The 18,067-nt window shown below is 71.9% G+C and carries 17 protein-coding genes; 10 read left to right on the top strand and 7 right to left on the bottom strand.

What is annotated here, in order from left to right:
- Positions 1-31 precede the first annotated feature (31 nt).
- Genes AB0F15_RS11360 through AB0F15_RS11345 form a run of 4 tightly spaced genes read left to right on the top strand, consistent with a single transcriptional unit; the run spans position 32 to position 3,541 of the window.
- On the top strand, positions 32-571 hold the full coding sequence (locus tag AB0F15_RS11360) for a hypothetical protein (RefSeq protein WP_360268785.1): 540 nt from the start codon (positions 32-34) through the stop codon (positions 569-571).
- Positions 568-1,674: a peptidoglycan-binding domain-containing protein gene (locus AB0F15_RS11355; protein ID WP_360268782.1), complete on the top strand. Its 1,107-nt coding sequence runs from the start codon at positions 568-570 to the stop codon at positions 1,672-1,674. The genes AB0F15_RS11360 and AB0F15_RS11355 overlap by 4 nt, the downstream gene beginning before the upstream one ends.
- Positions 1,671-2,357 carry an ABC transporter ATP-binding protein gene (locus tag AB0F15_RS11350; RefSeq protein ID WP_360268779.1) on the top strand — a complete coding sequence of 229 codons (687 nt, stop codon included), beginning with the start codon at positions 1,671-1,673 and terminating at the stop codon, positions 2,355-2,357. Before AB0F15_RS11355 ends, AB0F15_RS11350 begins: the two co-directional genes overlap by 4 nt.
- Positions 2,354-3,541, top strand: a complete 1,188-nt coding sequence (locus tag AB0F15_RS11345) for an ABC transporter permease (RefSeq protein ID WP_360268777.1) — start codon at positions 2,354-2,356, stop codon at positions 3,539-3,541. The genes AB0F15_RS11350 and AB0F15_RS11345 overlap by 4 nt, the downstream gene beginning before the upstream one ends.
- 31 nt (positions 3,542-3,572) lie before the next feature.
- On the opposite strand, the gene AB0F15_RS11340 is transcribed toward AB0F15_RS11345, so the two are convergent.
- From AB0F15_RS11340 to AB0F15_RS11310, 7 genes are all read right to left on the bottom strand, one after another.
- Positions 3,573-4,100: a hypothetical protein gene (locus tag AB0F15_RS11340; protein WP_360268774.1), complete on the bottom strand. Its 528-nt coding sequence runs from the start codon at positions 4,098-4,100 to the stop codon at positions 3,573-3,575.
- The gene (locus AB0F15_RS11335; RefSeq protein ID WP_360268771.1) at positions 4,097-4,630 is read right to left on the bottom strand and encodes a MauE/DoxX family redox-associated membrane protein; all 534 of its coding nucleotides are present in this window, start codon (positions 4,628-4,630) and stop codon (positions 4,097-4,099) included. Before AB0F15_RS11335 ends, AB0F15_RS11340 begins: the two co-directional genes overlap by 4 nt.
- A 4-nt stretch (positions 4,631-4,634) precedes the next feature.
- Positions 4,635-6,476: a S9 family peptidase gene (locus tag AB0F15_RS11330; RefSeq protein ID WP_360268768.1), complete on the bottom strand. Its 1,842-nt coding sequence runs from the start codon at positions 6,474-6,476 to the stop codon at positions 4,635-4,637.
- Positions 6,469-8,487 (bottom strand): ABC transporter ATP-binding protein, encoded by a 2,019-nt coding sequence (locus tag AB0F15_RS11325; RefSeq protein ID WP_360268766.1) that lies wholly within the window; start codon positions 8,485-8,487, stop codon positions 6,469-6,471. Before AB0F15_RS11325 ends, AB0F15_RS11330 begins: the two co-directional genes overlap by 8 nt.
- 57 nt (positions 8,488-8,544) lie before the next feature.
- Complete coding sequence (locus AB0F15_RS11320; RefSeq protein ID WP_360268763.1) at positions 8,545-9,768, bottom strand: cupin domain-containing protein; 1,224 nt, start codon at positions 9,766-9,768, stop codon at positions 8,545-8,547.
- The gene (locus AB0F15_RS11315; protein WP_360268760.1) at positions 9,768-9,950 is read right to left on the bottom strand and encodes a hypothetical protein; all 183 of its coding nucleotides are present in this window, start codon (positions 9,948-9,950) and stop codon (positions 9,768-9,770) included. Before AB0F15_RS11315 ends, AB0F15_RS11320 begins: the two co-directional genes overlap by 1 nt.
- A gap of 183 nt (positions 9,951-10,133) precedes the next feature.
- Positions 10,134-11,120, bottom strand: coding sequence for a helix-turn-helix transcriptional regulator (locus tag AB0F15_RS11310; RefSeq protein ID WP_360268757.1), 987 nt, complete (start codon positions 11,118-11,120; stop codon positions 10,134-10,136).
- A 277-nt stretch (positions 11,121-11,397) separates the two neighbouring features.
- Between AB0F15_RS11310 and AB0F15_RS11305 the strand changes: the two genes are divergently transcribed.
- The 6 genes from AB0F15_RS11305 to AB0F15_RS11280 all read left to right on the top strand — a co-directional run bounded on the left by AB0F15_RS11305 (position 11,398) and on the right by AB0F15_RS11280 (position 18,062).
- Positions 11,398-11,808: a hypothetical protein gene (locus tag AB0F15_RS11305; protein WP_360268755.1), complete on the top strand. Its 411-nt coding sequence runs from the start codon at positions 11,398-11,400 to the stop codon at positions 11,806-11,808.
- A 369-nt stretch (positions 11,809-12,177) separates the two neighbouring features.
- Positions 12,178-15,321 (top strand): family 43 glycosylhydrolase, encoded by a 3,144-nt coding sequence (locus AB0F15_RS11300; RefSeq protein ID WP_360268752.1) that lies wholly within the window; start codon positions 12,178-12,180, stop codon positions 15,319-15,321.
- 124 nt (positions 15,322-15,445) lie between these two features.
- On the top strand, positions 15,446-15,784 hold the full coding sequence (locus AB0F15_RS11295) for a hypothetical protein (protein WP_360268750.1): 339 nt from the start codon (positions 15,446-15,448) through the stop codon (positions 15,782-15,784).
- Between the two features lie 158 nt (positions 15,785-15,942).
- Positions 15,943-16,425, top strand: a complete 483-nt coding sequence (locus AB0F15_RS11290) for a MarR family transcriptional regulator (protein ID WP_360268747.1) — start codon at positions 15,943-15,945, stop codon at positions 16,423-16,425.
- A 175-nt stretch (positions 16,426-16,600) separates the two neighbouring features.
- Positions 16,601-17,191 carry an RNA polymerase sigma factor gene (locus AB0F15_RS11285; protein WP_360268744.1) on the top strand — a complete coding sequence of 197 codons (591 nt, stop codon included), beginning with the start codon at positions 16,601-16,603 and terminating at the stop codon, positions 17,189-17,191.
- Positions 17,184-18,062, top strand: coding sequence for a CU044_5270 family protein (locus AB0F15_RS11280; protein ID WP_360268741.1), 879 nt, complete (start codon positions 17,184-17,186; stop codon positions 18,060-18,062). Before AB0F15_RS11285 ends, AB0F15_RS11280 begins: the two co-directional genes overlap by 8 nt.
- Positions 18,063-18,067: the final 5 nt, after the last annotated feature.

Below are 18,067 nucleotides of genomic sequence, written 5' to 3'. Positions count from 1 at the left end.
ACGCGTGGCGACGGGAAACCATGGAGCCATGATGAGAATTCCGATGGCCGCCCGCCGCTCGAGCGCCGCCGTGGTCCTGCTGGTGCTGGCCGGCTGTCAGAGCGCCTCGCCGGGAACGCCGGGCGCCCCCTCGACCACGGCCGGCAGCCCGGACCTGGCGTCGCTGGGCCGGGAGTACTCGCAATGCGTGCGTGACCACGGCGTGCCGGCCTATCCCGACATGGTCGTCATCGGCGGTCACCTCACCCTGCCCGACAACGCCGAGGGTGACGCCGGAAGCTCGGCGTTGCGGGCCGCTCCCGCCGCGCAGCAGGCCTGTCAGCCGATCTTGGCGCGGCTGCCCGCCGAGGCGCAGAAGGAGAACGCGCCGTCGGCCCAGGACCGCGAGAAGCTGCTGGAATTCGCGCGATGCCTGCGCCAAAACGGCATTCCCGAGTGGCCCGATCCGCGGGCGGACGGCTCGTTCCCGATCGCCGGGACGCCGCTGGCCGACGAGACCAAGTCGGCGCGGATGCAGACGGCGACCCAGGCGTGCAAGCAGTTCTGGGACAAGGGAATCTCGGTCAAATGACCACCTCGGAAGTCCGGCAACGCCGGCTCGGAGCCCGCGGCGCCCGGGTGGCGGGCGCACTGGTCGTCACGGGGGCCGCGGTCGCCGTCGGCTTCGCGGTGGCGGACCGGCCCCGGCCCGCCACCGGCCAGGTCGCCCCCTTGGCTTCCGCGACCGCGCCGGTGACCCGCGGCACGGCGACCCAGCGCGTGCAGGTGTCCGGAACACTGGGTTACCAAGGCCACTACTCCGTGGTGCACCAGGGAACCGGCGGGATACTCACGTCGGCGGCCGCACCCGGATCCACTGTGGACCGCGGTGGGGAGCTGTACCGGGTGGACAACCGGGCGACCAGACTGCTGCTCGGCCCGGTGCCCGCGTACCGCGAACTGCGCGCGGGCATCCCGGACGGCCCGGACGTGCGCCAGCTCGAAGAGAACCTCGTCGCCCTCGGCGAAGATCCCGGCCACCGGATCGTCGTGAACGACCACTTCGACGCCGCGACCACCGCCGCGATCAAGCGCTGGCAGGGGGCCTGCGGGTTGCCGGTCGCCGAACGCACCGGCGCGCTGGCGTTCGGCCAGGTCGCGTTCGAGGCCGGCCCGGTGCGCGTCACCGAGGTGCGGGTGGCGGCGGGCACGTCGGTGGCCGCGGACGGCGAAGTGCTTTCCGGCACCTCCGCCACCCTGGTCGTCACCGCGCAGGTCGGCGCCGACCGGCTGCCTTCGGTCAAGGCGGGCGACCAGGTACTGGTCCGGATCACCGGGTCCGCGCCGATCTCCGGCACCGTGTCGGCGATCGGGCAGGCCGCGCCCCCGCAGCCGGGGGCCGCCGCGTCGACCGTGGTCACCGTCCCGGTGACGGTGACCGTCCACCTGCCCGCCGGGCCGCCACCGCCGGACCGCACCCCGGTCCAGGTGGCGATCACCACCGGCACCCATCGCGACGTGCTGCTGGTTCCGGTCACCTCGCTGCTGGCGAGACCGGCGGGCGGCTACCAGGTCCGGACGGCGGAAGGCGCGGCCGTCGAGGTCACCCCCGTCCTGTTCGACGACAGTGCCGGGCTGGTCGAGGTGACCGGGAACCTGCGTCCCGGCGAGCGGGTGGAGGTGCCGGTGCCGTGACGGCTGTGCTCGAACTCCGCGAAGTCACGAAGTCCTATCCCGGCACACCGCCCGTCGCGTCCCTGCGCGGGATCAGCCTCGACGTCGTCCGCGGCGAGCTCGTGGCCGTCGTCGGCCCGTCCGGTTCGGGCAAGAGCACGCTGCTGCACCTCGCCGCGGGCCTCGACCGGCCGAGCAGCGGGTCGGTGCGGATCGCCGGCGAAGCGATCGAGGGCCTCTCGGACCGGCGGCTGTCCGCGCTGCGCGCCTACCGGCTCGGCGTCGTCTTCCAGCAGTTCCACCTGCTCGAACATCTGTCCGCGCTGGAAAACGTGGCCACCGGCCTGCTCTACCGCGGTGTTCCGGCGCCCCGGCGGCGAGCCGCGGCGGCGGACGCGCTCGAGCGGGTGGGGCTCGGCCACCGCCTCCGGCACCGGGCGGGCGTGCTCTCCGGCGGCGAGCGGCAGCGGGTCGCGATCGCCCGCGCCCTGGTCGGTGACCCGGCGGTGCTCCTCGCCGACGAACCGACCGGCAACCTGGATTCGGCGACCGGACGGGAGATCATCACCTTGCTGCACCGGCTCAACGACGAGGGCACGACCGTACTGGTCATCACCCACGACGCCGCGATCGCCGCGGCGATGCGGCGGCGGATCGAGCTGCTCGACGGCCGGATCCGGCACGATTCGGGGGTGACGCCGTGAAGTCGAAGCTGCGCTGGCAGGACGTCCTCCCGCTCGGCCTGCTCGGGTTGCGGGGCAGGCGCGTGCGCGCGGCCCTGTCCGTGCTCGGGGTCGCCATCGGGATCGCCGCGATGGTCGCCGTCCTCGGCATCACCCGGTCCAGCCAGTCGGACCTGCTGGCGCAGGTCGACCGCCTCGGCACGAACCTGCTGACCGTGGTGAACGGGCGGACGCTGGGCGGCGCCGAGGCCGAACTGCCCGCCACCGCGGCGGGCACGATCGGGCACACGGACTGGGTCGAGGGCGTCGCACCGACCGCGGAACTGACCGGCGTCGGCGTCTACCGGTCCGATCTGGTGCCGTCGTACCTCGGTGGCGGGCTCGCGGCCCGCGCCTGTGACCCGGCGCTGCTGTCCACCATGGACGGCAAGCTGGCCCAGGGGAGATTCCTCGACGCCGCGACGGCGAAGTTCCCGGCGACCGTGCTGGGACACACCGCGGCCCTGTCCCTCGGCATCACCGATCTCTCCGGTGCCCCCCGGGTTTCGATCGGCGGGCACTGGTTCAGCGTGCTGGGCATTCTCGAGCCGTTCGACCTCGCCCCGGAACTGGACGGCTCGGCGCTGGTCGGGTTCCCCGTCGCGGCGGACGACTTCGGCTACGACGGCCACCCCAGCCGGATCTTCGTCCGGGCCGAGACCGACCACACCGCCGACGTCGCCGGCATGCTGGCCAGGACGGTGGCTCCGGAGAACCCGGAGCAGGTCTCGGTGAGCCGCCCGTCCGACGCGCTTTCCGCGCGGCTGGCCATCACGGGTGCCGGGACCCTGCTGTTCCTCGGGCTCGGCGCGGTCGCCCTGCTGGCGGGCGGCGTCGGCGTCGCGAACGTGATGGTCATTTCGGTGCTGGAACGGCGGAAGGAGATCGGGCTGCGCCGGGCGATCGGGGCGACCCGGCGCCAGGTCGCCGTCCAGTTCCTGGTGGAGTCGCTGCTGCTCGGCATCTGCGGTGGCGTCGCGGGAGTGCTCATCGGCGGCGGGATCAGCTACGGCCTCGCGTGGCAACGCGGCTGGCAGCCACTGGTGCCCGCGGTCGCGGTGTGGGCGGCGCTGGCGGCCGCGGCCGGGATCGGCGCCCTCGCCGGGCTGTACCCGGCGTTGCAGGCCGCCCGGCTTTCGCCGACCGACGCACTGCGCTCGGTGTAGGGCCCGGCAGGTGGTGATCGGGCACCGCGGTTCACTCACGACCGGCGTGCTGCGCCGCGAACGCCTCGATCTTGACCGTGGCGGCCAGCACGACCGGGCCGGCGAGCCGCAGGAACGCGGGGAAGCCGTCGACGTCGAAGGCCGCGCAGAGCGGCCCGTCGAACGGTTCGGTGAGCACCAGGGCGGCTCCGGCGAGCCGTTCCACGTACGAGGTGGCGGTCTCCGGCCGTCCCACCACGACGGCCAGCACCCGGTCGCGCCCGCCGTCCTGCGCCTGGGCGAGCCGGACGAAGGTGGCGACGGAGTCGTCGCACATCGGGCAGCCCTGGGCGAAGAACCCGACGAGCAGGTGCCCGGTCAGCCGGTCGCGGCCGATCGGTTCGCCGTCCGTGGTGACCGCGGTGAACGGCCGCACCTTCGTCCCCGGCACCGGATGAGGGTCCGGCGACGGCGGTCCGGGGTCGGGTGCCCCGGCCGCGAGCCGCCGGGCGATCCCCAGCAGCAGCACGGTGTTCGCCAGCGACAGCAAGCCCAGTGCGAGCACGGCGACCATGCTCATGGCCGGCTCCTTCCTGCGGTGACGCCGAACAACGCCAGTACGTCGTCCAGCCGGACGATGAGCAGGGCGCTCGTCACGCCGAGGAACACGGCGGCGACCGCGTCGGCCGGCGCCGCCGGTGCGCCGGGCCCGCTCGCCACCGCCGCCACCGACGCCGCGGCCAGCACCAGGTTGCGCAGCACCTCGGCCGTTCCCATCGGCCGGGTCCCGGTGGTGCCGAGGCACCGGCACGGCACCCGGTGGCCGCGGCGGACCAGCACCACGATCGCGGCGGCGAACCCGGTGAGCACCACCGCGGCCGCGGCCAGACCGGCGAACCGGGTCCCCGGGATCGCCAGCAGCACGACCACGGCCGCTTCGGCGGCGATCAAGCCGATCGCCACCGGCCGGCGCAGCCGCGGCCGGAGCAGCGCGGCCAGCCAGCCGGCGAACCGGCCGAACGCCGCGCGACCGGCGACCTTGCCGCACACCGCCACGAGGAACACCCCGCCGACGGCGATCCGGACGGTCAGCACCAGGAATCCGGACACCGGGTCACCCCTCTTCCGGTTCGCAACGGCCGCCGAGGTGACGGGCGAGGAACCGTTCGGCGGCGGCGTGGAAGCCCAGGACGTTCGCCGGCCGGTGGAACCCGTGCCCTTCGTCGGGGTAGCACAGGTATTCGTGCTCGATCCCGTTGGCGCGCAGGGCGTCGACCAGCTGCGCGGCTTCGCCGACCGGGACCCGGGGATCGTTGCCGCCGTGGGCGAGCAGCAACGGAACGCGGATGTCGGCGGCACGGGAAAGCGGGGAGCGCGACCAGAGGAACTCGGCGTCGAGGTCCGGGTCGCCGACCCGGCGGGCCATCCTGGCCCGGACGTGCGGCCAGTAGTCCGGCACCGAGCCGACGAACGTGCCCAGGTTGACCGGCGCGGCCACGGCGACGGCGCAGCGGAAGAGGTCCGGGGTGAACGCCGCCCCCGCCAGGGCGGCGTACCCGCCGTACGAGACGCCGTACACGGCCAGCCGCGCCGGATCGGCGTACCCCCGCTCGACCACCCAGCGCACCGCGTCGACGAGGTCGTCCTGCATCCGGCCACCCCACTCGCGGTCCCCGGCGAGTTCGAACGCGCGTCCGTAACCGGTGGAGCCGCGGTAGTTCACCTCGATCGACAGGTAACCGCGGTTGGCGAGCCACTGCGACTCGGCGCGGAACCCCCAGCGGTTGCGCTCCCACGGGCCGCCGTGCACGTTGAGCACCGCGGGCAGGCCGCACCGCGCACCGGGCGGAAACGTCAGGTATCCGTGCACGGTCAGCCCGTCGCGGGTGGTGAACCGGAACGGCTCGACCCCCGCCAGCCGGAACCACTCGAGCGCGGGCTGGTGGGTGAACAGCTCCTCGGTCCGCCCGGTCCGCCGGTCGAACAAGCGGTACGCGGCCGGCCCGTCGGCCACGTTGTCCTGCACCAGCCAGCGCCGGTCCCACCGGTCACGCCCGAGTGGCGTGACGTCGCCGCGGCCGGTGGCGCACACCCGCCGCACGTCGGTCCTGGCCTGCTCGGTGAGCCCGATCAGCCTGCTGCGCGTCCCTTCCACGACCACCAGGTCGATCTCGTCCCGGCGCGGATGCCGCCAGACACCGGTGACGTCGTGGGTGTCGTCCTGGTAGAGCACCCGCACCGCGCCGGTCCGGGCGTCGAGCCGCAGCAGCCGGGTGGTCTCCGCGTCGACCGGCGAGAGCACGAGCAGGCCGGTGCCGTCGGTGGTGAAGCCGAGCACCTGCGTCGCCGTCGAGTCCTCATAGGACAGGGTGAGCAGCTCCCGCCACGGCGTTTCCTCGTCGTCGCGGGCCAGGATCGTGCTGCCGCCGTCGCCGGTCCGGCGTTGCGCCGCGCGGACCGTGAGGTCGCCATCGGTGACCCAGCCGCCGAGGCCGGCGTCGACCGGGATCCGCTGGTGCGCGCCGGTGCCGAGGTCGAGGCGGTAGAGGTCGTTGCGCCCCCGGTCGGCCAGGTTCATCTCGACCAGCACCTGGTCCGGCACCGCGGACTGCAGGCCGGCCACCCTGGCCCGTACCCCCGGGAACGGGGTGAGATCGGTGGTGTGCCCGTCGAGGAGGTCGACGGCCATCAGGTGGTCGTTCTCGTCGCCGTCGCAGTCGGCCTGGTACAGCAGGTGCCGTCCATCCCGCGCCCAGGCGTAGTCCTCGACGTGGCCGCCGGTCAGCTCGGCGAGTGGCCGGAAGTCGCGGGTGGACAGTGCGCCGAACCACACGGCCGGGTCGGCACCGTCGAGCGCCAGGTAGGCGAGATGCTCCCCGGACGGCGCCAGCGAGGGGGCGGCTACAGCCGGTTCCCCGAACAGGATCCGGCGGGGCACGAGCGGGACGTCAAGCACCGGTCATCTCCGTTGGCTGGTCTGCCGGGTCCAGGAAGGCCGCGGCCTGGGTGTGGAAGAGGCGGGCGTATTCGCCGTCGCGGGCCATGAGTTCCGCGTGCGTGCCGAGTTCCGCGACCGAGCCGCCGGAGAGCAGCACGATCCGGTCGGCCCGGCGGACCGTGGAGAACCGGTGCGAGACGTACACCGTCGTCCGGCCTTCGGCGAGGTCGCGCAACCGGGTGAACAGCTCCTGCTCGCTCGCCGGGTCCAGCGCGGAGGTCGGCTCGTCGAACACCATGATCGACGCTTCGTCGCGGACGAAGGCGCGGCTCAGCGCGATCTTCTGCCACTCCCCGCCGGAGAGGTTCACGCCGCGGTCGAACCAGGTGCCGAGTGGCGTGTCGTAGCCGTCGGGAAGACCTTCGATCAGCGGCCGGGCTCCGCCCCGCTCCGCGGCGACCTCGATCAGGGCCCGGTCACCGATGTGCCGGACGTCGCCCAGCGCGATGTTCTCCGCCGCGCTCGCCTGGTAGGTGGCGTGGTCCTGGAACACCGCGGAAATCGCGGCGCGCAGCTCGTCGGGGTCCAGCTCGCGCAGGTCGACGCCGTCGAGCAGGATGCGGCCGCGCTGCGGGTCGTACAGCCGGCAGAGCAGCTTGACCACCGTGGACTTCCCGGCGCCGTTGCGCCCGACGACGGCGAGGGTCGCGCCCGGCGGTACCTCGAAGCTGACGTCACGCAGCACCGGCTCGGACAGGCCCGGGTAGCCGAACCAGACCCGGTCGAACACGACGTGGCCGCGTACCGGCCGCATCGGTGCGCTCGGCACCTCCGGCCGGGTGATGGCCGGGCTCAGCGCCAGCATCCGGAACAGGGTGTCGAGGTAGAGGTTGTTCTCGTACACCCCGGTGACCTCGTGGAACAGGGTCTGCAACGCGGTCTGCAGCGCGGCGGTGGCGGTGGTGTACATGACCAGGTCGCCGAGGGTGAGCCGCCCGGCCGCGGTCTGCAGGGCGACGTAGAGGTAGACCGCCGACCCGACCAGCATGGTCAGGGCGCCGAGGCCGGTGGCGGCCGCGCTGCGGGACAGGACCTGGCGCCGTTGACGTCGGTAGAAAGTGGCGCCCAGCAGCCGGAATCTCGCCACCAGGTAGTTCGCGAGACCGAAGAGCTTGACTTCCTTGGCGACGGAGTCGGTGGTGACCAGCGTGCTCAGGTACCGCATCCGGCGGCGGATCGGCGACGACCACGAAGCCACCAGGAACCCCACCTTGCCGAACCGGGCGTCGGCGAGGAACGCGGGCACCGGCGCGACGAGGACCAGCACCGCCACCCAGGGGTTCAGTGAGACGAGGAGTGCGACGACGCTGACGAACGTGACACAGCCCTGCAGCACGCCGTAGACGTTGGAGATCATCGCCACCGGCCGGGTCGCGGCCTCTTCCTGGGCCTGCCGGATCAGGTCGTAGGACGTGGCGTCTTCGAAGAAGCCCAGCTCCAGGCCGCCGGCCTTGGTCATCACCCGCGCCTGGATGTCCTGCGAAACGCGCTCCTGCAGCAGTTCGGCCGCGACGTTGCGGAGCGTGCCCGTGACGGCCTGCAGGAGGAACACCCCCAATTGCAGGACGACGCAGCCGAACACGGCGCCGGTGACCGTCGTGTGCCACGCGAGCCCGGCGACGGGCCCGACCACGCCCTGGTCGGGAAGCTGCCCCGCGTGCACCCGGACGGCCTGGGTCACCGCGTTGATGAGCAGCCGCGCGACCGTCGCCGTCGCGGCGGGCACGAGGCCGGCCACCACCGTCGCCGCGGCGAGGGCGAGCGTGAGCGGCCTGCTCACCTGCCAGACGAGGGAGAAGATCCGGGGCACGCCGGTGAAGGTGCCGGCGACGGCGTGCCGCGCGGCCCGCACGGCGTCCATGCCGCGCAACCGGCTCCGCGGCGGCGCGGGCTCGGCCGGCTCCGGGGTCCCGCTGAGGCCGCTCGCCGGATCGCTGGTCCTGGCCGATTTCAGGTAGAACAGGGGCATCTGCGGCTCCACGGCTGGTGGTGGTGGCCGGACCTGCTCCGGCCACCACGACGGCGGTCAGGACGTGGTCAGGAACCCTTCCTGCAGCAACCGCCGTACCAGGACCAGCCGTCCGGGCTCGTCGAGCGAACCGGGGATCTCGGCGCCGGCGAACTCGTCGGCCTTGGCCATGAAGGCCACCTCGTCCTCGACATAGCCGGGCAGGTTGATCATCTTGCCGTGGAACTCCAGCGCGATCTCGTCCCCCTTCCGGTGCAGCAGCCACTGCAGCTGCGGCCTGCGGCGGACCGGTGTCGACAAGTCGACCGACGGCAGCGCCTCCAGGTCGAGCAGGTGGCCCTCCAGCGTCGGCTGCCGCCGCTGGAGCATCGTGGCGGCGCGCCGGTCGACGACGGATTCGGGCCGCACCTGCCCGATCAGGTCGGCCAGCCGCACCGACAGCTCGGCGACGGCCCGGTCCCTGGCGGCCGGGTCGGTGATGAACCCGGGCGGCAGGCCCTCCCGGAACCGGACGTCGTCCATGAACACGTCGTCGATCGCGGCGCGCAGGGCATTCGCCCAGGTCATCGGGCTGATTCCGACGGTGAGGTGCACCGACGCCGCGTCGTTCGCCTCCGCCGCGTGCACGGTCCCCCTCGGCATGTACAGGAAGTCACCGGGAGACAGGACGAAATCCGCCTCCGGTTCGCCCGCACCGGTCTCGGGAAGGACATAACCCTGTGTCTGCACCGGAAGCGGGGTCTGCGTGGGGTACAACGTCCAGTGCTTCGTGCCGTAGACCTGGCACACGAACACGTCGTGCGTGTCGTGGTGCGGAGTCAGGCCACGGGTCCCCGGCGGCGTCAGGTACACGTTGCCGTGGATGCCCGCGCTGAGCTCGCCGGCGAGCTTGCGGCACAAGGTGTTGAGCGCGGGCCAGCGCTCGTTGACGAACATCAGGTTGATCGTCGCGCCGCTCCGGTAGCGCGCGTAAAGCGCCTCCAGTCCGTTGATCCGGCCTTCCGTGCTTTCCGGGACGAGCTGCGAGACCGGGGTTTCCTCGCCTTCGGCGACCAGCCGCAGGTCACCGTCGTTGAGGCTGGACGTGGCGAGCATGGCGTCCACGTCGGCCAAGGTCAGCACCCCGGCGTAGTACTCCGGCGTCTTCCGGTGGATCAAGAGCGGCTTCTTCTCCCAGTACTCGGCGAAGAAGGTGTCCGTCGTGGTGGGTGCGATCAGGTCGGCCAAGCCGACGGGCGGCTGCCGGGTGGCAGCCGCCTCGCGTTCGGGATGGGTGCTCATCAGTAGCAGCGGTCTTCCGGGTCGGAGTTGCAGCGGGACCGGACCCGGCAGACGTCGTTCGGGTCCGGGTTGCAGACCAGGTACCGGGCGGGGTCGGTCGGGTCGGAGTCGCTGTTGTTGTAATGGACGTCGGGCAGTGCGGAACGCACCTTGATCTGCTGGGCATCCAGCGTCTTGGACAAGGTCTTCTCCCATTGTCGAGCACGGGTGATGTGTGGAACCGAAGCCCGGTTCCCGGTTACCGGCCACCGGAAACCCGGACCGGACCCACTACACCGCTGCCGGGTGTGGCCACGCAAGGCCATCGCCGGGCAGCATGCTGTCCCGTCAACTTGTTGCCACGCGGGAGATCCGTGCCCGCGGCGTCAGCGGGCAGGCTGCCCGTCGTCGGAGGTGGCCGGATCGAGGATGCGCTTCTGCGCGAGCACCCCCGCCTGAAAGCGGCTGGACGCACCGAGACCGTCCATGATCGCGGCGATGTGACGGCGGCAGGTGCGCACCGAAAGCCCCATCCGGCGGGCGACCATCTCGTCCTTCTCGCCTTCGGCCAGATGCCGCAGGATCTCCCGGCGAAGGTGGTCACGCTCGCCGTCGCCACCGTCTACTTCGGACCCCAGGTCCGTGCTCACCGCCGGCAGCGCGGACCCCCACAGCAGCTCGAAGGCGACGGCGAGCGATTCGACCACCGTCGGATGGCGGATCAGGACCGTCCGCTCGCCGGCACCGGCGTCCGCCACCGGCAGGAAGGCCGTGCTCCGGCCGAACATCACCAGCCGCGTCGGCACCCGGGTAACAGTGCGGACGCTGGCCCGCCCGGCGGAGAAGCGGGCGCCGAAGTCGGCGTGGTCGACGACGACCCTGGCGGGGCCCCGGTTGCCGAGCTCCACCTCCCGCACCCACTGGGCCTCGACGGAATCGGACCCCGAACTGGCGACGCAGACCTCCCCGGATCCGCGGCCGGCGTGCTCTGCGAGCAGCCGGGTCAGCGCGCACCTGCCTTCCACGACGTCCAGTGTTTCGTCGACCGCACGATCCCGCCGCGCCTCGATGTAGCTGGGCAGCAACCCGAGGAGGTCTTCCCGGACCTGCACGAGTGTCGCCTGCTCGCGGTGCAGCCTGCCCTCCTCTTCGGCCAGCAGGTCGGCGACCGCGCCGTGCGGGCTCACCGCCTCCCAGCCGTCGGACCGGCCGGCCGCTCCGGTCGCGGGCCGGAACAGGCGATCGGCGACGAGGGTCTCGATCGCGGCCTCCAGCCGCTCGCCGTACAGCCCCAGCCGGGAGAACGCGTCCCTCGACGTCCAGTCCGGACAGGCGACGGCGAAGCGGTACAGCAGAACCGCGTCGGCACTCAACCGGCGGTACACGGAGTCGTGTACGCCCGCACGAAAACGGTGGTCACCATTTCGACGATTCATTACCCCCGCCAGCCGCCCCTGGCCGGAGCCGCCCTCCCTCCGGCTGTCGATCCAGATTACCATTGGCCGAGGTCGGCGGAGCATCCTCTGCGAATTCCTGACTCGCTCCACGTTCGTGCGATCGATTCTGCGTGCGAATTGCCATGCGACAGCGTTTCGAACCGTTTCGCGGTATTGTCCTTTATGGACATAATGGGCCGGGTGGCGGGGAAGAGTGCCGGAACCGAGCAGCTTCCTACAAAATCGCGGCGTCTCGTCGACGCCCTGTCGTCAGCGCGGTGCACCGCCGGTTACCGATCGCGGGCCTCCTATCCCGGAGACGGCGCAGAAGTACCTCACCGTCGAAACGCTGGCCACCCTGAAAGGGCATTTGCACCAGCGATATCAGCGACTGCTGGAGTTTCAGTTCGAAACCGGGCTGCGACCGGAGGAGCTGATCGCGATGCACGCCGACCAGATCGACGGCGCGTGGCTGACCGTGTCGAACGTCTACCCCGCACGCCGGCGGAAAGGCGTGCCGCAGCGTGATCGTTTTTCCGTCGCCGCGCGCGCACTTTGCGACGCCGCGCGCGGACGAGCTTGCGCTGTGGAAGCGCTTCCGCGAGGGCCGGCCTGGAGTCGATGAGCCCATCCACAGCACGGCGCGGCTTCGCGACGCACGCGGCGGATCGCGGCGTCCACCCATTCGTGATCCAGGCGATCATGGGGCCACAAGAAGCTCAGCCAGACGTCCGACCACTTCCAGCGGTCCGACGCGTCCCGGCGTCAGTTCCTTGCGGCAATGGGCGATCCTGCGCCGCCGGCGGGCGTGGGGCAAGCCGGCGGGCGTGGGGCAGACCGTGGGGCAGAAGTCGCCGGGACGACCCTGGACGGCACTGGATCAACCGGGACCGAAACGGCCCCCGTGACCTCGCGAAACGCTGAATGACACTGGTCCGGCGTGGACGCTGCCGGACCAACGAAAGTCGCAGGTCAGCGGAGTTATCCTACAACGATGAGGTTGTTCTCCCCGCGCCGTTTCGGCGTCGTGCTGGCCGTCGCGGCCGCACTCGTCCCCCTCGGCAGCACCGGCGCCGGTGCGGCGCCGCCCTCCGGCACCGGCACGGACCTCCGCGCCGCCGCGAGCACGCTGTCCGTGCCCGACATCGACGACGTCCGCGGCAATCTGACGCTGCCGGCGAACGGCCCGGACGGCACGAACGTCGCCTGGACGTCGTCCGCGCCTTCGGTGATCACCCCGACCGGTGAAGTCACGCGGCCGCCGGCCGGCGCCGCGCCCGCGAGGGTCGTCTTGACCGCGAAGGTCAGCCTCGGCCGCGAGAGCACCGCGCGGCGGTTCACCGCCACCGTGGTCCCCAAGCCGGCCCCGCAACCCCTGGCCGGCTACAGCTTCTTCTACTTCACCGGCGAAGGCACCTCCAACGGCGAGCAGATCTACTCGGCGCTCAGCAAGGGCAACGACCCGCTGAACTGGGACGAGCTCAACAACGGCCAGCCGGTGCTCAAGTCGAGCCTCGGCGAACTGGGCGTGCGCGACCCGTTCATCCTGCGCTCCCCCGACGGCGACAAGTTCTACCTGCTGGCCACCGACCTGCGGATCTACGCCGGCCGGGGCTGGGACGCCGCCCAGCGCAGCGGCAGCCGGGCGATCATGGTCTGGGAGTCCACCGACCTGGCGCACTGGTCGCGCCAGCGCAGCGTCCAGGTGTCCCCGCCGACCGCGGGCAACACGTGGGCGCCGGAAGCCTCCTGGGACGCCAAGCGCGGGACGTACGTCGTCTACTGGGCGTCGAAGCTCTACGCGGAGAACGACCCGAACCACACCGGGGACAGCTACAACCGGATGATGTACGCGACGACGCGCGACTTCGTCACCTTCAGCGCGCCCCGGGTGTGGAACGACCCGGGCTACTCGGTGATCGACTCGACGGTCATCAAGAACCAGGACACCTACTACCGCTTCACCAAGGACGAGCGCGACAACACCTCGTCGACGCCGTGCAGCAAGTTCATCACCGAGCAGAAGGCCACCGATCTGCTCGACCCGCACTACGGCTTCGTCGCCGACTGCATCGGCAAGGCCACGGCGACCAGCCCCGGCCTGTCCGCGGGCGAAGGGCCGACCGGGTTCAAGTCCAACACCGAGAACAAGTGGTACCTGTTCATCGACGAATTCGGCGGCCGCGGCTACGTCCCGTTCGAGTCCACCGACCTGAACTCGGGCAAGTGGACGATGTCGACCGGCGCGCACCTGCCCGCGTCGCCGCGGCACGGCACCGTCCTGCCGGTCACGCAGGCCGAGATGAACCGGCTCAGCGCTCCCCCGGCGCCGGTCAAGTCCGACGCGAAGGGCCTGGTCGCGCACTGGCCGCTCGACGCGAAGGCGGGCACGGTCGCCACCGACACCACCGGGCACGGCTACGACGGCGCCCTCGCCGGTGACGTCTCCTGGGCCGGCGGCGCGCTGGCCTTCGGCGGCAAGAACGGGCACGTCCAGCTGCCGAACAACCTGCTCACCGGCGCGGCCGCGGCCACCGTGTCGGCCGACGTCCTGGTCGATCCGAACCAGCAGACGCCGTACTTCCTGTGGGGCCTGGGCAACACGGCCAAGGACGGGACCGGCAACGGCTACCTCTTCACCACCGGCGGCACCGCGAGCGGCGGGTTCCGCGGCGCCATCGCGACCGGCAACTGGACCACCGAACAGGCGGCGGACTCCGGCGGCGGGCTGCCGCGCGGGGTGTGGAAGAACGTGACGCTCACGGTCGGCAACGGCGTCGAGGTGCTCTACCTGGACGGCGTCGAAGTGGGCCGCAACGCGAACGCCACCATCAAGCCGTCGGACCTCGGCGGCGGTGTCACGGCGGCGAACTACCTCGGCCGGTCCGTGTACGCGAGCGACAAGACCTTCACCGGCAAGATGAAGGACGTGCGGCTCTACGACCGGGCGCTGTCCGGGCTCGACGTCGCCACGCTCCCGTCGAACAGCACCGCGATCCGGTCGGTGCAGCTCGACGCGCTGAAGACGCCGGCCGTCATCGACTCCGGGGCCGGGACGGTCGTGCTGCCGGTCAAGCCGGGGACCGATCTGCGCCGGCTGGCGCCGCAGTTCGGCCTGGCGCCGGGCGCCACCATCAAGCCGGACAACGGCAGGCCGGTCGACCTGACCCGGCCGCGGCAGTTCACGGTGACCGGCGCCGGCGGCGAGCGTCGCGTGTGGACGGTCGAGGCGCACGAGGTGCGCAGCCCGGTCCTGCCGGGCTACAACGCCGACCCGAACATCGTCGCGTTCGGCGACACGTACTACCTGTACCCGACCACCGACGGCTTCGACGGGTGGAGCGGCACGAAGTTCTCGGCGTGGTCGTCGAAGAACCTCGTCGACTGGAAGGACGAGGGGGTCATCCTCGACCTCGGCAAGGACGTCGGCTGGGCCCACAAGAACGCCTGGGCGCCGACGATCGCGAAGCGCAACGGGAAGTACTACTTCTACTTCTGCGCCGAGGCCAAGATCGGCGTCGCGGTGAGCGACTCGCCGACCGGCCCGTTCGTCGACTCCGGCAAGCCGCTGATCGCGAAGAACCCCGACGGCGGCCAGGCGATCGACCCGGCCGTGTTCGTCGACCACACCGGAAAGCCGTACCTGTACTGGGGCAACGGCAACGCCTACGTCGTCCCGCTGAACGACGACATGGTGTCCTACGACCCGGCGAAGATCACCCGCTTGGACGGCCTGACCGACTTCCGCGAAGGCCTGTTCATGGTGGAGCGGAAGGGCACGTACTACCTCAGCTGGTCCATCGACGACACCCGCAGCCCGGACTACCGCGTCGGCTACGCCACGGCGCCGAGCCCCACCGGGCCGTTCACCAACCGCGGCGTGATCCTGAGCAAGGACGCCCACCTGGGTGTCCTCGGCACCGGGCACAGCTCGATGCTGCAGGTCCCGGGCACCGACGACTGGTACCTGGCCTACCACCGCTTCGGCATCCCGGGCGGCGACGGCACCCACCGCGAGACGACGATCGACAAGCTGACGTTCCGCCGCGACGGCACGATCGCCCCGGTCGTCCCGACGCTGGAGAGCGTGCGGCCGCAGCGGATCCCGTGGCACTGCGGGGCCGTCCGGGCGAGCTGACCCGGAAGCCGATCACTCGAACCGGTGAGACGGAGATCACGAGCGGTGGCGTTTACCCCGGCCTGACCGGGGTAAACGTCCACCGTTCGGTTGCTTCAGCCGCGTCCGCCCCAGGAGTCGTTTGATGACCAGTGTCCTGACCGACAGTCTCGGGAATTCGCGTCGGCTCCCCCGGCCGCGCCCCCGTCCGGTCACGGCCGACACGCTCGCGGAGCTCGCCGGCCTCGCCTCGCTTGCCGAGCTCGCCCGGCGCTCCTCGCCGTCCCTCATGCACCGCGCGATCCTCGCCGGTACCGCCCCCGCCACGGTCGCGGCGGCCGCGAAGCTCGACGTGGCCGAAGCCCACATCCGCTGGCACGAATGGGCCGACACGGCGGTCGGCCGCGACGAGTACCTCCGGGTGCACACCGCGTTCGCCGAGGCCGTGATCGCGGGGCACGACGCCCTGGAGGAGGAACTGTGACAACCGGCGAAACGACCCTGGCCGACCTCGCCGCACTCGGCGACGCGGCTTCCGCGCTGCTGGCGGAGCTCACCGAGCAACTGGCGACGGCTGCGTCACGGCGCTAGGCACGCCTCCGGCGCTATCGTTCGAATTTGAACACCGGGTACCGTGGTGGCATGGGTCGTCCGCGGTGGCTGAGCGCCGAGGAGAAGCGCGCCTGGACCGCGTTCCGCACCACCGCCACCCTGCTCCACCAGCGGATGGACCAGCAGCTCAAGCGGGACGCGGGCCTGTCCCACCTGCAGTACGAGATCCTCGCCCGGCTCAGCGGGGCCCCGGACGGCGAACTGCGGATGGCCGAACTCGCCTGCGCCGTGTCGAACTCCAAGAGCGGCCTGACCTACCAGATCGGCCAGCTCGAGCAGGCCGGACTGGTGCGCCGCCGCGCGTGCGAGAGCGATCCCCGTGCCGTCTACGCCGTCCTCACCGACGAGGGCACCGCCCTGCTTGAGGGAGCCGCACCCGGGCACGTCGCCCTCGTCCGCGAGCTGCTGATCGACGTCCTCACCCCGGAACAGCTGCGGGCGCTGGCCGACGGGCTCGGCGAGGCGAGCCGCCGGATGCTCGCCGACGGGGACACTTCCGCCGGCTGCCTCTGAGGACCGCCGCGGGTGCGCAAGTGGTCCGCCCGGCGCGACGACGACCGCGACCAGCGTCCGCCACCCGAAGGAGAGTGACCTGCGTCACTTTCGTCGTCGATCACCGGTGATCCCGGAACCCGCCGGGCGCCGCCCGGGAACAGCAGACGACACTGGCTGACCCGAAAGGCGGGCGATGACCCCGGACGACACCGACACCGACGACGACGCGAGCGTGATCGCGCGGTCGCGGCGCGAGCCGAGCCTGTTCGCGGTCATCTTCGACCGCCACTCGCGGCACATCCACCGCTACCTGGTTCGGCGCCTCGGCCCCACGGCCGCGGACGACGTCCTGGCGGACACGTTCCTGATCGCCTTCGACAAGCGGGCGAAGTTCGATCCGGCCCGGCCCGACGCCCGGCCGTGGCTGTACGGCATCGCCACGAACCTCGTCTCGCGGCAGCGCCGGACGGAAGTGCGCGAACTGAAACTCCGGCTGGCCGTCGGCCCGCCGCCCGCCGAAGAAGGGCACGCCGACCGGGTCGCCGACCAGGTCAGCGCCCAGGCCCTCGTCGCGCGGCTGGACCGGGCGCTGGCCGCGCTGCGTCCCCGCGAACGGGACGTCCTGCTGCTCGTCGCCGCGGAAGGCCTCGGCTACCAGGAAGTCGCCGAAGCACTCGACATCCCCGTCGGCACCGTCAAATCGCGGCTCAGCCGGGCCCGCGGCCGCGTCCGCGCCGAACTCGGCGCCCTCGACTACGTGAAGGAGACCTCCGCTCATGGATGAACTGGACCTGATCCGCGACCGCGCGGAAACCGTCGGCTTCGCGCCGGCCGGTCACCTCGCCCCGGCCCGCGAGCGGCTGCTGGCCGCCGCGCGCGGCGAACGGCGGCACCGGCCGCACCGCTGGTTCTGGATCGCCGGCGCCTCGATCGGCCTGGCCGCGGCGATCACCGCCGTCGTCGCGCTCGCCCCCGCCGACCAGGTCGGCATCGGGACCGGCGTGGCGCACGCCGATCCGGTCAAGGTGCTGACCGCGGCGGCGAGCGCGGTCCTCAAGGAACCGGTCAAGCCGCCGCGCCCCGACCAGTTCCTGTACGTGAAGACGGAGTCACCCGACCACCACGTCCGCGAGGTCTGGTTCTCGGTCGACGGCACCCGCGACGGCCTGATCGGCACCACCAAGATCGGTGGCTGCCGCGACGGCAAGGCGCCGAACTACGGCACCAACGACCCGCGCAAGGAAGGGATGCTCGAGGACTGCGCACCCAGGCCGGTCTACCGCACGGACCTGCCGACGACGGCCGACGGGATGCTGGCCTACCTCAACGCCCGGGTCAGCGACCGGAAGGGCGAGGTCAACTCCATCAGCAAGGACGTGTACAGCCTCGCCGACGAGCAGGTCCTCCAGCCCGCGTCCTACGCGGCGCTGTTCGCGGCGGCGGCGAAGGTGCCCGGGGCCCAGGCCCTGGACCACGTCACCGACGGCGCCGGCCGCCCGGGCGTCGGGATCACGTGGCGGGATTTCCCGGGTTCGACACCCGGCTCGAAGCCGTTCGTGCTCGTCTTCGACGCCACCACGTACCAGTTCCTGGGCACGCCGGACAGCGCGGTGACGGTGAAGACCTACGTCGACCAGGTGGGGCAGCGCCCCTGACGGGC

This window comes from Amycolatopsis sp. NPDC026612 (assembly GCF_040638285.1).
Classification (GTDB): Bacteria; Actinomycetota; Actinomycetes; order Mycobacteriales; family Pseudonocardiaceae; genus Amycolatopsis.
This window is presented reverse-complemented; position numbering and strand designations above follow the sequence as displayed.